The organism is Streptococcus mitis (assembly GCF_047460035.1).
In the GTDB taxonomy this organism is placed as follows: domain Bacteria; phylum Bacillota; class Bacilli; order Lactobacillales; family Streptococcaceae; genus Streptococcus; species Streptococcus mitis_DW.
In genome coordinates, this window is record NZ_JASHHB010000007.1 from 44,592 (window position 1) to 58,300 (window position 13,709).

The 13,709-nt window shown below is 42.0% G+C and carries 14 protein-coding genes and 1 pseudogene; all 15 read left to right on the forward strand.

The genetic code is table 11. The annotated features are described in order from the left end of the window. The first annotated feature begins 256 nt into the window (after positions 1 to 256). On the forward strand, positions 257 to 679 hold the full coding sequence (gene ndk, locus QM956_RS07045) for a nucleoside-diphosphate kinase (RefSeq protein WP_004239114.1): 423 nt from the start codon (positions 257 to 259) through the stop codon (positions 677 to 679). A gap of 129 nt (positions 680 to 808) precedes the next feature. Then, on the forward strand, positions 809 to 1,441 hold the full coding sequence (locus QM956_RS07050; protein ID WP_261073800.1) for a competence protein: 633 nt from the start codon (positions 809 to 811) through the stop codon (positions 1,439 to 1,441). 96 nt (positions 1,442 to 1,537) lie between these two features. Further along, positions 1,538 to 1,981, forward strand: a complete 444-nt coding sequence (gene tsaE / locus QM956_RS07055; protein WP_247953359.1) for a tRNA (adenosine(37)-N6)-threonylcarbamoyltransferase complex ATPase subunit type 1 TsaE — start codon at positions 1,538 to 1,540, stop codon at positions 1,979 to 1,981. After that, a complete protein-coding gene (locus tag QM956_RS07060; RefSeq protein WP_000455546.1) occupies positions 1,971 to 2,489 on the forward strand; it encodes a GNAT family N-acetyltransferase in 519 nt (172 codons plus the stop codon). The genes tsaE and QM956_RS07060 overlap by 11 nt, the downstream gene beginning before the upstream one ends. Before the next feature lie 7 nt (positions 2,490 to 2,496). Then, positions 2,497 to 3,549: a glycopolymer--peptidoglycan transferase LytR gene (gene lytR / locus QM956_RS07065; protein WP_261022471.1), complete on the forward strand. Its 1,053-nt coding sequence runs from the start codon at positions 2,497 to 2,499 to the stop codon at positions 3,547 to 3,549. A gap of 88 nt (positions 3,550 to 3,637) precedes the next feature. Beyond that, on the forward strand, positions 3,638 to 4,894 hold the full coding sequence (locus QM956_RS07070; RefSeq protein WP_261073799.1) for a competence/damage-inducible protein A: 1,257 nt from the start codon (positions 3,638 to 3,640) through the stop codon (positions 4,892 to 4,894). Positions 4,895 to 4,948: 54 nt separating this feature from the next. Then, a complete protein-coding gene (gene recA, locus QM956_RS07075; protein ID WP_238095613.1) occupies positions 4,949 to 6,115 on the forward strand; it encodes a recombinase RecA in 1,167 nt (388 codons plus the stop codon). Positions 6,116 to 6,216: 101 nt separating this feature from the next. Continuing rightward, positions 6,217 to 7,587 (forward strand): MATE family efflux transporter, encoded by a 1,371-nt coding sequence (locus QM956_RS07080; protein ID WP_261073798.1) that lies wholly within the window; start codon positions 6,217 to 6,219, stop codon positions 7,585 to 7,587. Positions 7,588 to 7,683: 96 nt separating this feature from the next. Then, positions 7,684 to 8,400: a YebC/PmpR family DNA-binding transcriptional regulator gene (locus tag QM956_RS07085; RefSeq protein WP_000532882.1), complete on the forward strand. Its 717-nt coding sequence runs from the start codon at positions 7,684 to 7,686 to the stop codon at positions 8,398 to 8,400. 127 nt (positions 8,401 to 8,527) lie between these two features. Further along, a complete protein-coding gene (locus tag QM956_RS07090; RefSeq protein ID WP_004256742.1) occupies positions 8,528 to 8,998 on the forward strand; it encodes a MarR family winged helix-turn-helix transcriptional regulator in 471 nt (156 codons plus the stop codon). After that, positions 8,994 to 9,068 (forward strand): annotated as a pseudogene (locus tag QM956_RS07095) (ABC transporter ATP-binding protein); the annotation flags it as partial. The gene QM956_RS07090 and the pseudogene QM956_RS07095, both read left to right, overlap by 5 nt. A 299-nt stretch (positions 9,069 to 9,367) precedes the next feature. Beyond that, on the forward strand, positions 9,368 to 10,354 hold the full coding sequence (locus QM956_RS07100) for a substrate-binding domain-containing protein (protein ID WP_004256744.1): 987 nt from the start codon (positions 9,368 to 9,370) through the stop codon (positions 10,352 to 10,354). After that, the gene (locus QM956_RS07105) at positions 10,354 to 11,670 is read left to right on the forward strand and encodes a sensor histidine kinase (RefSeq protein ID WP_125454389.1); all 1,317 of its coding nucleotides are present in this window, start codon (positions 10,354 to 10,356) and stop codon (positions 11,668 to 11,670) included. The genes QM956_RS07100 and QM956_RS07105 overlap by 1 nt, the downstream gene beginning before the upstream one ends. Further along, positions 11,663 to 12,346, forward strand: coding sequence for a response regulator transcription factor (locus QM956_RS07110; protein ID WP_004256751.1), 684 nt, complete (start codon positions 11,663 to 11,665; stop codon positions 12,344 to 12,346). Before QM956_RS07105 ends, QM956_RS07110 begins: the two co-directional genes overlap by 8 nt. After that, positions 12,343 to 13,626, forward strand: a complete 1,284-nt coding sequence (locus QM956_RS07115; RefSeq protein ID WP_049501831.1) for an ABC transporter substrate-binding protein — start codon at positions 12,343 to 12,345, stop codon at positions 13,624 to 13,626. The genes QM956_RS07110 and QM956_RS07115 overlap by 4 nt, the downstream gene beginning before the upstream one ends. Positions 13,627 to 13,709: the final 83 nt, after the last annotated feature.

A 13,709-nucleotide genomic window follows, 5' to 3' on the forward strand; every position in this document is an offset into this window, starting at 1 on the left:
CTCCATTTTTCCATGAAATGTGGTAAAATAATACTCAATGAAAATCAAAGAGCAAACTAGGAAACTAGCCGTAGGTTGCTCAAAGCACTGCTTTGAGGTTGTAGATAGAACTGACGAAGTCAGCTCAAAACACTGTTTTGAGGTTGTGGATAGAACTGACGAAGTCAGTAACCATACCTACGGTAAGGCGACGTTGACGTGGTTTGAAGAGATTTTCGAAGAGTATAAAAGAAAGAAGCTGACAAAGGAGACAGGTATGGAACAAACATTTTTTATCATTAAACCAGACGGTGTAAAAAGAGGATTAGTGGGTGAGGTGTTGAAACGCATCGAACAACGTGGATTTACAATCGAAAAATTGGAGTTGCGTACAAAGGTTTCAGAAGGGTTAATTGATCAGCACTATCAGGACTTGGTTGGTCAAAGTTTTTACCCACCGATTCGTGAATTTATGACTTCAGGACCGGTTCTTGTAGGTATCATTTCTGGTCCCAAAGTAATTGAAACTTGGCGGACTATGATGGGTGCAACTCGTCCAGAAGAAGCTTTACCAGGAACTATTCGAGGTGATTTTGCAAAAGCTGCTGGAGAAAATGAGGTTATCCAAAATGTTGTGCATGGTTCAGATTCAGAAGAGTCAGCTAAGCGAGAAATTGCTCTTTGGTTTGAAGAGAAATAGTAAAAGTTTGATGTAAGGGATACTTGCGTCAAACTTTTTTGCATTTTAGAGTAGAAAACTGACAGTTGAGAAATATTCTAGCAATGGTGAGGCTTTCTAGCATATAATAAGAGCAAGTATGGAGGAAGAATGATGGAAAGAATGAAAAAGCAAATTCGTATTTTGTTATTGCTGACAGTTTTTGGTATTAGTAGCTGTTCTTGTTTAAGTTTATCTACTTGGGCCTTGATGTTAAATCAAAACTGCTTCTTTTATTTAGTTGGCATGTTGCTTCTTGCCAGTATTGGTGCAGGGCTAAACTACTATAGTGGACAGCGAAATCAATCTTATTCAGTTTTTAAGGAAGATAAGCAACAATTCTTGTATAGTCTCTTGCTCTTAGTAAACATTTTGGGTTTAGCTTTAATTGTCATAGAGCATATCCTTGCAGGAAATACGTCCGTAGAAGGGTTTGTGGAAGATTTTCTACCGAGCTTCTTTTTCTTATTTGGTATTGATTTGTTAGTTTTTCTGCCGATTCAGAAGTATGTAAATGGAGTGAAAAAGTTTTTGGGAAAGAAGGAAATGTGTTTTATTAGTGGACTAGCTATTCTAATCTTCCTCAGAAATCCTTGGATGCTATTGTCCATGACCTTTTATATTACCTTAGGAATGCTATTTCTAGGACTGTTGGTGCCAAAAGTCATTCGCTGGGAAGTTTCATTTTACAGTCATTTGATGAGAGATATCTTGTTAGTTGTCTTCTTACTGTTTCTATTTTAAAATCAAAATAAGAACTGACCGAAGTTTTTACAATTCATAATATGGAATTCACAGATAATATCTCGACAAAGGACAACTTTTTGGTATAATAGAAACATGTACACTAAAAACGAAGAAGAGTTACAGTCCTTAGGTGAACGTTTGGGCTATTTATTAGAAAAAAATGACGTCTTAATTCTAACTGGAGAACTTGGAGCAGGCAAAACGACCTTTACAAAGGGTCTTGCTAAAGGTTTACAGATTACTCAGATGATTAAGAGTCCAACCTATACGATCGTAAGAGAATATGAAGGTCGTCTTCCGCTTTACCACCTAGATGTTTATCGTATTGAGGGAGATGCGGATTCTATTGATTTGGATGAGTTTCTCTTTGGTGGTGGGGTAACTGTCATCGAGTGGGGACATCTTTTAGGTGATGCCTTGCCAGATACTTATTTAGAATTGGAAATTCTAAAAGAAGAAGACGGTCGCAGATTACATTTCCAAGCAAAGGGTTTGCGTGCAGAAAAACTCTTAGAGGAGCTTCAACATGGAGTATGAATTGCTCATTAGAGAAGCAGAACCTAGTGATGCGGCTGAATTAGTGACATTTTTAAATCGTGTCAGTGTAGAAACAGATTTTACCAGTCTGGACAGGAATGGCATTTTGATGACAGATACTGAGATGGAGTTGTTTTTGGATAAACAGGCTCAATCGGAAAATCAAATCACTTTACTTGCCTTGCTGAATGATGAAATTGCTGGTCTTGTAAATATCACAGCTGATCAACGCAAGAGAGTTCGTCATATTGGAGATCTCTTTATTGTGATTGGTAAGAAGTATTGGAATAATGGACTGGGGAGTTTGTTACTTGAAGAAGTCCTAGAATGGGCGCAGGCTAGTGGCATTCTTCGTCGACTTCAACTCACTGTCCAAACTCGTAATCAGGCTGCAGTTTATTTATATCAAAAGCATGGCTTTGTAATTGAAGGTAGACAAGAGCGCGGTGCTTACATAGAAGAAGGGGAATTTATCGATGTTTACCTGATGGGTAGACTGATAGATTGATAGAAATATGGTTAAAAAAATTATTGGAATGGTGCTAGCTTTTCTAGCTGTGACGGTTTTGGGTGTGGGTGTTTTTGCTTATACTATTTATCAGCAAGGTACACAAACCTTATCAAAAACCTATAAAAAAATCGGAGAAGAAACCAATGTTATTGAGGCGACTGAACCCTTAACGATTCTTTTGATGGGGGTTGATACTGGGAATGTAGAGCGTACAGATCAATGGGCTGGAAATAGTGATTCCATGATTCTCTTGACGGTGAATCCACATACTAAGAAAACCATGATGTTGAGTTTGGAACGTGACATCCTGACTAAAATTCAGCATAAAGATGGCCAGATTGAGGAAGCGAAGTTAAACGCTGCCTATGCTGGTGGTGGTGCAGAGTTAGCTATTTCAACCATTCAAAAGATGATGAATATCCATATCGATCGCTACATTATGGTTAATATGCAAGGATTGCAACAATTAGTCGATGCAGTGGGTGGTATAACTGTCAATAACACGCTAGGCTTCCCAATTTCTATTAGTGATCAAGAGGAATTTAATACCATTTCTATCGGTGTTGGAGAACAGACAATAAATGGAGAAGAAGCGCTTGTTTATTCCCGCATGCGTTATCAGGATCCTGAAGGAGACTATGGTCGTCAAAAGAGACAACGTGAAGTCATTCAAAAGGTTGTTGAAAAAGTTCTTAGTTTGAATAGCGTTAGTCACTATCAGTCTATCTTAAAAGCCCTAAGTACCAATATGCAGACTAATATTGATTTATCTGCGAAAAGTATTCCAAACTTGTTGGGTTATAAAGATTCATTTAAAATCATTGAATCTCAACAATTGAAGGGCGAAGGAGAGATGTTGCAAGGTATTTCTTACCAGATTGTTTCGAGAGAGCATATGTTGGAAATGCAGAATATATTGCGACGTTCTTTGGGACAAGAAGAAGTCACTCAGCTGGAAACAAATGTTGTCTTATTTGAAGATTTGTTTGGACGGGTGCCTGTTGGTGATGGGGAGAATCAACAACAAGGTGTCTTTGTAACAAATGAAGTAGAATAGTTCGTTTTTTAATACAAATAAAAAATTAATCGTGGGAAATTTCCTGCGATTTTTTCAAAAAAATACGAATAGATAGGTAGGAGGAAACATGAAAGCAGAAATCATTGCTGTTGGAACAGAGATTTTGACAGGACAGATTGTTAATACCAATGCTCAGTTTTTATCGGAAAAACTAGCAGAGATTGGAGTAGACGTATATTTTCAGACGGCTGTAGGAGACAACGAAGCTCGTCTCTTGTCTTTGCTCGAAATTGCCAGTCAACGTAGCAGTCTGGTGATTTTAACAGGTGGTTTGGGGCCAACTGAGGACGACCTAACTAAACAAACTTTGGCTAAATTCTTAGGGAAAGCATTAGTTTTCGATCCTCAGGCGCAGGAGAAGTTGGATGTCTTTTTTGCCCAGCGACCAGACTATGCCCGAACACCGAATAACGAAAGACAAGCTCAAATTGTAGAAGGAGCGACTCCGCTGCCCAACGAAACAGGACTGGCTGTGGGAGGAATATTGGAAGTCGATGGAGTGACCTATGTCGTCCTTCCAGGTCCGCCAAGTGAAATGAAACCTATGGTCTTAAACCAACTTCTACCCAAGTTGATGACAGGGAGCAAGTTGTATTCCCGAGTTCTTCGTTTCTTTGGAATTGGCGAAAGTCAGCTGGTGACGATTTTGGCTGATTTGATTGATAATCAAACAGATCCGACCTTGGCCCCTTATGCTAAGACAGGAGAAGTCACTCTGCGTCTGTCAACAAAGGCTAGCAGTCAAGAAGAGGCGAATCAAGCGCTGGATATCTTGGAAAATCAAATCTTGGACTGCCAGACTTTCGAAGGAATTTCTTTACGAGACCTCTGTTATGGTTATGGAGAGGAGGCTAGCTTGGCCAGCATTGTGGTAGAAGAACTGAAAAAACAAGGGAAAACTATCACGGCTGCAGAGAGTTTGACGGCAGGGCTTTTCCAAGCTACTGTGGCGGATTTTTCAGGAGTTTCAAGTATATTTAAGGGTGGTTTCGTGACCTATAGCCTGGAGGAAAAATCAAAGATGTTGGATATTCCTGTCAAGGACTTGGAAGAGCACGGTGTGGTGTCTGAATTTACAGCTCAGAAGATGGCTGAGCAGGCACGAAGCAAGACCCAGTCTGATTTTGGCCTTAGTTTGACTGGAGTGGCAGGACCAGATAGTCTAGAAGGACACCCAGCCGGGACAGTCTTCATAGGCTTGGCTCAAGAGCGTGGAACTGAGGTCATCAAGATCAATATTGGAGGCAGAAGTCGAGCAGATGTACGTCACATTGCGGTTATGCATGCCTTTAACCTAGTTCGCAAGGCTTTATTAAGTGACTAACTTTTGATATAATAGTAGATAGGTCTGAGGACCATTAGAATGTAGGAGAATAGAATGGCGAAAAAACCAAAAAAATTAGATGAAATTTCAAAAAAATTCGGGGCTGAACGTGAAAAAGCCTTGAATGACGCTCTTAAACTGATTGAGAAAGACTTTGGCAAGGGTTCAATCATGCGTTTGGGTGAACGTGCGGAGCAAAAGGTGCAAGTGATGAGTTCAGGTTCTTTGGCTCTTGACATTGCCCTTGGTTCAGGTGGTTATCCTAAGGGACGTATCATTGAAATCTACGGACCAGAGTCATCTGGTAAGACAACAGTTGCCCTTCATGCAGTTGCACAAGCGCAAAAAGAAGGTGGTATTGCTGCCTTTATCGATGCGGAACATGCCCTCGATCCAGCTTATGCTGCAGCCCTTGGTGTCAATATTGACGAATTGCTCTTGTCACAACCAGACTCAGGAGAGCAAGGTCTTGAGATTGCAGGAAAATTGATTGACTCAGGAGCTGTGGATCTTGTCGTGGTCGATTCAGTTGCTGCCCTTGTCCCTCGTGCGGAAATTGATGGCGATATCGGAGATAGCCACGTTGGTTTGCAGGCTCGTATGATGAGCCAGGCTATGCGTAAGCTCGGTGCTTCTATCAATAAAACCAAAACAATTGCCATCTTTATCAACCAATTGCGTGAAAAAGTTGGGGTCATGTTTGGAAATCCAGAAACAACTCCTGGTGGACGTGCTCTGAAATTTTACGCATCAGTCCGTTTGGATGTTCGTGGAAGCACACAAATCAAGGGAACTGGTGACCAAAAAGATACCAATGTCGGTAAAGAAACTAAAATCAAGGTTGTGAAAAACAAGGTGGCTCCACCATTTAAGGAAGCCTTCGTTGAAATCATGTACGGAGAAGGGATTTCTAAGACTGGTGAGCTTTTGAAGATCGCAAGCGATTTGGATATCATCAAAAAAGCAGGAGCTTGGTACTCTTACAAGGATGAGAAAATCGGGCAAGGTTCTGAAAATGCTAAGAAATACTTGGCAGATAACCCAGAAGTCTTTGATGAGATTGATCATCAAGTCCGTGTTCAATTTGGTTTGATTGATGGAGAAGAAGCTTCTGTAGAAGGTGTTGAAACTAAAAAAGATGACGTAGTTCAAGCAGATTCTGTGAATGAAGAAGTGACACTTGACCTAGGCGACGAGCTTGAAATCGAAATTGAAGAATAAGCTGTTAAAGTAGTGGAGAAATTCACTGCTTTTTCATTGCCTAGTTCTGGCATAGTTTGCTGTTTCTTGTCGCTCCTTTAGAAAGCTGATATAATAGCCTTATGAATAAAAAACGAACAGTGGACCTGATTCATGGTCCTATTCTTCCTTCGCTTTTGAGTTTTGCCTTTCCAATCTTGCTGTCCAATATTTTCCAACAGCTCTATAATACTGCTGATGTCTTGATTGTTGGACGTTTTCTTGGTCAAGATTCCTTGGCTGCGGTTGGGGCAACAACTGCTATTTTTGATTTGATTGTAGGTTTTACTCTTGGTGTTGGCAATGGCATGGGAATTGTCATTGCCCGTTATTATGGAGCTCGGAATTTCACTAAAATCAAGGAGGCAGTAGCAGCCACCTGGATTTTAGGTGCTCTTTTGAGTATTGTAGTTATGCTGCTGGGGTTTGTCGGTCTGTATCCACTCTTGCAATATTTAGATACTCCTGCAGAAATTCTTCACCAGTCCTATCAATATATTTCTATGATTGTGACCTGTGTCGGTGTCAGCTTTGCCTATAATCTCTTTGCAGGTTTGTTGCGGTCCATTGGGGACAGTCTAGCAGCCCTTGGTTTTCTGATTTTCTCTGCCTTGGTTAATGTGGTTCTGGATCTCTATTTTATTACGCAACTGCAACTGGGGGTTCAATCTGCGGGCCTTGCTACCATCATTTCGCAAGGCTTATCAGCGGTTCTCTGTTTTTATTATATCCGCAAGAGTGTGCCAGAACTTTTGCCTCAACTCAAGCATTTCAAATGGAACAAGACTTTGTACGCTGATCTCTTGGAGCAAGGTTTAGCTATGGGTTTGATGAGTTCAATTGTATCGATCGGCAGTGTGATTTTACAGTCTTCTGTTAATACCTTTGGTGCAGTGATTATTAGTGCCCAGACGGCAGCTCGACGCATTATGGCTTTCGCCCTTCTTCCCATGACTGCTATTTCTGCATCAATGACGACCTTTGCTTCTCAGAATCTAGGAGCTAAGCGACCAGACCGCATTGTTCAAGGACTTCGAATCGGCAGTCGTCTAAGTATATCCTGGGCAGTTTTTGTTTGTATCTTCCTCTTTTTTGCCAGTCCAGCCCTGGTTTCCTTCTTGGCTAGTTCGACAAATGGTTACTTGATAGAAAATGGAAGTCTGTACTTGCAAATCAGTTCAGCCTTTTATCCTATTTTGAGTCTCTTGTTGATTTATCGCAATTGTTTGCAGGGCTTGGGGCAAAAAGTCCTTCCTCTGGTATCTAGTTTTATCGAACTAATCGGTAAAATTGCTTTTGTGGTCTTGATTATCCCTTGGGCAGGCTATAAGGGAGTTATTCTTTGCGAACCCTTAATCTGGGTTGCCATGACCATTCAACTCTACTTCTCACTCTTCCGTCATCCCTTGATAAAAGAAGGCAAGGCCATCTTGGCAACAAAAGTGTCATCATAGCTCGATTTGCTGAATAAAATCCATTTCCTCTAGTGAAAATCGAAAAAACTTGTGTTATAATAAGAAAGATTAAAATGTGAAAAAAGGAGATTCCTAATGGGACGTAAATGGGCCAATATCGTAGCCAAGAAAACGGCTAAAGATGGAGCTAACTCTAAAGTATATGCAAAATTTGGTGTAGAAATCTATGTAGCAGCTAAAAAAGGTGATCCAGATCCAGAATCAAACTCAGCTTTGAAATTCGTTATCGACCGTGCTAAACAAGCCCAAGTGCCAAAACACGTTATCGATAAAGCTTTGGATAAGGCTAAAGGAAACACAGACGAAACCTTTACAGAAGGACGTTACGAAGGTTTTGGACCAAATGGTTCTATGTTGATTGTTGATACTTTGACTTCTAACGTTAACCGTACAGCAGCCAATGTCCGTGCAGCTTTTGGTAAAAATGGCGGAAACATGGGTGCTTCAGGTTCGGTTTCATACCTCTTCGACAACAAGGGTGTTATCGTATTTGCTGGCGAAGATGCGGATGCAGTCTTTGAGCAATTGCTAGAAGCAGATGTGGATGTGGACGATGTAGAAGCAGAAGAAGGAACAATCACTGTTTATACAGCACCAACTGACCTTCACAAGGCTATCGTCGCTCTTCGTGAGTCAGGTATCGAAGAATTCCAAGTGACTGAATTGGAAATGATTCCTCAGTCTGAAGTGGAATTGTCAGGCGATGACCTTGAAACTTTTGAAAAACTTTATAGCGTCCTTGAAGACGACGAAGATGTACAAAAAATCTACACAAACGTAGACGGCTTCTAATTTAACATAGAAAATATGATCCTAAGTGAGAAAATCACTTGGGATTTTTTTAATCAAGAAAATAGTTCTCACGGAAATTTATTTAGTTCCTAGGAGAACTAAATGCAATGATTAGAAAGGAGTAAGTATGGATAAACCGATGTTGGTTTTAAAACGTTTTGGACACCAGGTACATCTGATGGTACAAAAGGAAGCCAAACGTTGTGGTATTGAATTTATGGGTGTACCTCAAGGACAAGTTCTGCGTTTTTTAGGTTGGCGTGAGCATGAACAAGAATTAACGCTCATCAAGGATATTGAACAAGAACTCAATATTAGCAAGTCTGTTGCTAGTAACTTGGTCAAGCGTATGGTGCAAAATAGTTTGGTGGAGCTGGAGGCGAGTCCTGTCGATAAGCGGGCTAAGTTTGTTCGTTTGACGGACAAATCGCGTTCTCAAATGCAGCAGGTTAAGGCCTTCTTTGAACGAATTGATCAGAGTCTGCTAAATGGTGTTTCAAAGTCAGACTTGGCAATCTTTGAAAAGGTTCTCGGTCAGTTGCAAGAAAATGTTCAGAAGATAGGAGGAGAGAATGAAGAAATTAGCCAAATGAATTAGTGGAAAAGAATGGGGTATGATTTTACTAGCCATTCTCTTTACCTGCTTTTCGGTTTATCTAGAGTTGGAAGAAGAGGAACTTCCATTTTAAAAAAGAAGTAAGGGCTGGGAAATGACCTAGCTCTAAAAAATCAGCATTCAGTTTTGTAAGATGCAAGATCTGTTTGACTGAATTCTATTTCTCTCAAGCTTTTAAAAGTTTAATTATGATTGCCGAGGTGGGACCAAGAATCAAAAATCAATGAATTTTTAGATTCTGTCGCGCCTTTTTTATGATAATCATTTTGGAAAGATTTTGCTTTTTGGCGGTTTTGTAATATAATAATCCTATATGTTTCATAAAGGCGCTTACGGCATAGGGGGTGAAAAATGGTAGCAGCTAACGTCAAAAAACGGGGTCAGCATTATCAGAAGAAGGCTCTCTGGCCACTTTCCATTCTGCTTATTTTTGCTTTGTTTTTTGTTTATTTCAAGGGCGTTCTGCCAGATGAGAAGCAGGTCAAGATTGGGGCAACCTACATGACCATGAATAATGATTTTTATAAGATCTTAAATGCGGAGCTGGAGAAGAAAACCAACCAGCAGGGCAGCCGGCTTTACGTGCGGGATCCTGAGCTGGGTGAGGGCAAGCAGAGCCAGCAGATTGACTTTTTTGTCCGAGAAAAGGTTGATGTCATTGTTATCAATCCGGTAAAAAGTAATAGTCCAAGTATCATTTCCTCTCTTCAAAAGGCCAAGAAAGCTGGGATTAAAATCATCGTAGTGGATGCGCCTATCAGTCAGGATGTAAAAGTGGATACGACTATTGTGTCGGATAACTACCAAGCAGGCGTCCTGATTGCCCAGGACATGATGAAGCGCTTGCCTTCTGCTAATATTCTCCTTCTAGAGCACCGCAATGCCGTCTCTGCTATGGACCGGATTCAGGGATTTATTGATACGATTGAAAAACAGCCTAGCTACAAGATTATTTCCCAGAAAGAAACACTAGGCCAGACAGAGGAAAGCATGCCGCAAGTAAAAAGTGCCTTAGACGAAGGATTGGACTTTAATGTAGTCATGGCGCTCAATGATCGGGCAGCTATCGGGGCCTTGGCTGCTATTAAAAATCAAGGTCTTGATAAGAAAATCTCCATCTACGGCGTGGATGGATCGCCTGATATCAAAAACTTTTTGGCTACAACTAGCGATATAGAGGGAACCGTGGCCCAATCGCCCATTCAGATGGGACGCAAGGTGGCACAGGTAATTGAGCTGATGCAGGAGGGGAAATCCTACGACAGCCAATACCTGATTCCTGTTCATCTGGTTAATAGAGATAATATCAGTCAATACACAGTTACAGGGTGGCAATAATGAGACCTCAAAAAAGTATCTTTTATAGCAAAATCGCCTTAATGGTCATCAATCTGTTTGCCATTGTCTATAATGCATCCATCTATCTCTTTGTGACCAACTATGTAGCGGCTAAGGGCTTCAGTCACTCGCTTTTGGAGCGTTTGGATGCCATTCCGGGCTCTCCTAGCCTAATCTTCTGGGTATCCATTAGCCTGTATGCCTGTCTGCTTTTAGTCATGTACTATCGGGAGCGCCACCCCAATCAGCTGTCCGTCTATGACAAGGCGACCATTATTGAAATCCTGCTCATGCTGGTCATCTTTTCCGTCTTGCACTCGTCCTACAATGGCTTGATTCTCTTGGTGTTTGCGGATATTTTCTATGGCTCTAAGGAGTTCAATGCTTCCAAGGACAAGAAGTACTGGTTTTCTTTCATTATTTTGAGCTTTGGCATGCTGCTCTTGTCCAACTATAACCTCATGTCGCTCTTTATCAAGCTGCCGTCTTTGGATACCTATATTCGTTTTTATCCTGAGTCTGTACGCTTTTTGCTCTTATTTGGCAAGAACTTTCTCTACTCGCTTAATATTGTCGTCTTTATGATTTCCTTGCTATTCTATATCTTGTCGGCTATTACGGAGCGCCATCGTATTGAGGAAGAGCTTCGCATGGCTTTTCAAGCCAATCGCGAGCTGAACTCTTACCTGGCTTTGTCTGAGAAAATAGCAGAAGATCGAGAGCGGAAGCGGATTGCCAGAGAGATTCACGATACATTAGGTCATGCCCTGACGGGTATTTCAGCTGGTATTGATGCGGTCAAGGTCTTGGTTGATATTGACACCAACCGAGCTAAGGAGCAGCTTAATAATGTCTCTGTCGTTGTTCGAGATGGTATCCGTGATGTCCGCGGCTCGCTCAATAAGATGCGCCCGGGAGCTCTGGAAAATAACACTTTGAAGGAAGCTCTGATTAAGATTATCCGTGAGTATGAAGCCATCTCCAACTTGGAGATTCATCTCCTCTACAAATGGGATAATATTGACTTGGATATTGCCAAGGAAGACATTGTCTTCCGGGTGATCCAGGAGTCGATTACCAACTCTGTCCGCCATGGTCATGCCAAGACTATCTGGATTGAGCTACTAGAGGAAGAAGAAGCTTATGTAATGACCATTCAGGATGATGGTGTTGGCTTTGATGAACTCCACTATGGCTATGGCCTCAAGCAGATGCAGGAGCGCCTAATGATTATTGGCGGAAGCGTCCGCTTTGAAAATCGGGACGGTTTCTACACGCATATCAAAATTCCAAAAATAGGAGGAAGACATGATTAAGGTTTTAATAGCAGACGATCAGGCCTTGATTCGCGAGTCTCTGCAAATCATTCTGTCTGCCCACGCAGATATTGAGGTAGTCGGGACGGTCGGAGACGGCAAGGAAGTGCTGGAAAAGCTTCATCGGGTGCGCCCAGATGTGATTTTGATGGATATTCGCATGCCAGTCATGGATGGTGTTCTCTGTACCAAGGCTGTCAAGGAGCAGTATCCAGATGTCAAGATTATCATCCTGACGACCTTTGACGATGATGAATTTATCTTCTCAGCTCTCAAATACGGTGCATCTGGTTATATTCTTAAAGGGGTTTCGACAGAAGAACTTCATGAAGCTATTCAGACAGTCTATCGAGGCGGAGCTATGATCAATCCCAATATTGCCACCAAGGTCTTCAAAATCTTTTCACAGATGGCCCAGTCCAACTTTGCCATCACAGTGACAGAGGAAAATGTGGAGGACATGAACCGGACGGAGTGGAAGATTATCCAGCAGATTAGCTTTGGGATTTCTAATAAGGAAATTGCAGCCAAACTCTTTCTATCAGAAGGGACAGTCCGTAATTATCTATCGGGTATCCTAGCCAAGCTCAACCTGCGTGACCGGACCCAACTGGCTATCTGGGCCGTACAGACTGGAGTCACCCAGAGAGATTTTAGTAAGGAAGGCGACAAATGAAGTGGAGATTGAGAAATTTGTCCCTGCTGGTTGTCCTGATTATATCTGTTGCTCTGGCTTTTGTATTTTGGGCTTCAGCTCAGGACAAAGTCCTGCGTATCGGGGTCTATGCTGGTTCTAGCTGGGATGTGCCTAACAGTCGCGAAAACAAGGTCTTGGACAGCCTGATTAAAAGATTTGAAAAGACGCATCCTCCTGTCAAGGTCGTTTACGAAAGCGGTATTCCCAAGGATGATTATGCTGACTGGCTGGCAGAGCAAGTCTTGAAAGGCGAGCAACCAGATCTCTTTATGGTGCCAGAAAACGACTTTAGCATGTTGGCTTCGACTGGCGCGCTTAAATCCTTGGATCCCCTCCTAACGGATGATAAGCGAAAGGCTTTTTATCCAGTGGCTTATGAAGCTGGGCAATATCAGGGAGTCAGCTATGCCCTTCCAGTTGAGAGCAATCCTATCATGATGTGTGTCAATAAAGACCTGCTTGAAAAAGAAGGAATTAGCATTCCTGAGTCAGGATGGACCCTGGCGGATTTCTATGAGATTTGCAAGAAAGTAACCAAGGATACCAATGGCGATGGTGTGGTGGATCAGTACGGTATAACGGATTACACTTGGCAGCAGGCTCTGGTAGCTTACGGCGGCCATCTTACCGATAAATCCGGTATCACTGTGGACAGCGCAGAGATGCACCAAGCCTTGGCCTTTATGAGCAAGCTAGATATGCTCAGCCAGCACTATAAGGTGACTTCTAATGACTTTGATGAGGGACGGGTGGCTTTCTATCCTATGAGTCTGGCCCAGTATCGGACCTACAAGCCTTACCCTTACCATGTTGCCAAGTATTCTAGCTTTTCTTGGACCTGTATCCCCATGCCAACAGCTAATAGCCAGGTGATGGGGACACAGGTCAAGACCTCGCTCTTTGCCATGTCTTCCAATACCAAGCAAGAGAAGCTGGCTTGGGAATTTATGCTCTTGCTGTCACAGGATAAAGAAAGCCAGCAGGCCTTGTTTGAAAAATCGCAGGGGACCTCAGTCTTACCATCTGTGGTGAAAAGTCAACAGGCTAGAGAAATCTTACAGGCAGATGATTTTGGCTTGGATTCCTTGACTTCTGAGAGGCTAGACCACATGATGAATCGCTCCATCATTGACATCAGTCTAGAAGTAGACCGTCATACCATGGACCGGATGGACTATCTGATTCAAAATGCTATGCAGAATCAAGAGATTGACAGTGCCTTGCCGAGCATTCAAAGAGAAATAGAAAGCGGAAAATAATCTGCTTTCTTTTTGTTTGCTCTGAAAGGAGCAGGAAAGGTACAGCTGACTAGACAAATATGACAAATGTCATATGTTTCCTG

Bases quoted from the DNA above. Each gene is read 5' to 3' on its own strand.
- ndk (WP_004239114.1), top strand. From the start codon at position 257: ATGGAACAAACATTTTTTATCATTAAACCAGACGGTGTAAAAAGAGGA.
- QM956_RS07050 (WP_261073800.1), top strand. From the start codon at position 809: ATGATGGAAAGAATGAAAAAGCAAATTCGTATTTTGTTATTGCTGACA.
- tsaE (WP_247953359.1), top strand. From the start codon at position 1,538: ATGTACACTAAAAACGAAGAAGAGTTACAGTCCTTAGGTGAACGTTTG.
- QM956_RS07060 (WP_000455546.1), top strand. From the start codon at position 1,971: ATGGAGTATGAATTGCTCATTAGAGAAGCAGAACCTAGTGATGCGGCT.
- lytR (WP_261022471.1), top strand. From the start codon at position 2,497: ATGGTTAAAAAAATTATTGGAATGGTGCTAGCTTTTCTAGCTGTGACG.
- QM956_RS07070 (WP_261073799.1), top strand. From the start codon at position 3,638: ATGAAAGCAGAAATCATTGCTGTTGGAACAGAGATTTTGACAGGACAG.
- recA (WP_238095613.1), top strand. From the start codon at position 4,949: ATGGCGAAAAAACCAAAAAAATTAGATGAAATTTCAAAAAAATTCGGG.
- QM956_RS07080 (WP_261073798.1), top strand. From the start codon at position 6,217: ATGAATAAAAAACGAACAGTGGACCTGATTCATGGTCCTATTCTTCCT.
- QM956_RS07085 (WP_000532882.1), top strand. From the start codon at position 7,684: ATGGGACGTAAATGGGCCAATATCGTAGCCAAGAAAACGGCTAAAGAT.
- QM956_RS07090 (WP_004256742.1), top strand. From the start codon at position 8,528: ATGGATAAACCGATGTTGGTTTTAAAACGTTTTGGACACCAGGTACAT.
- QM956_RS07100 (WP_004256744.1), top strand. From the start codon at position 9,368: ATGGTAGCAGCTAACGTCAAAAAACGGGGTCAGCATTATCAGAAGAAG.
- QM956_RS07105 (WP_125454389.1), top strand. From the start codon at position 10,354: ATGAGACCTCAAAAAAGTATCTTTTATAGCAAAATCGCCTTAATGGTC.
- QM956_RS07110 (WP_004256751.1), top strand. From the start codon at position 11,663: ATGATTAAGGTTTTAATAGCAGACGATCAGGCCTTGATTCGCGAGTCT.
- QM956_RS07115 (WP_049501831.1), top strand. From the start codon at position 12,343: ATGAAGTGGAGATTGAGAAATTTGTCCCTGCTGGTTGTCCTGATTATA.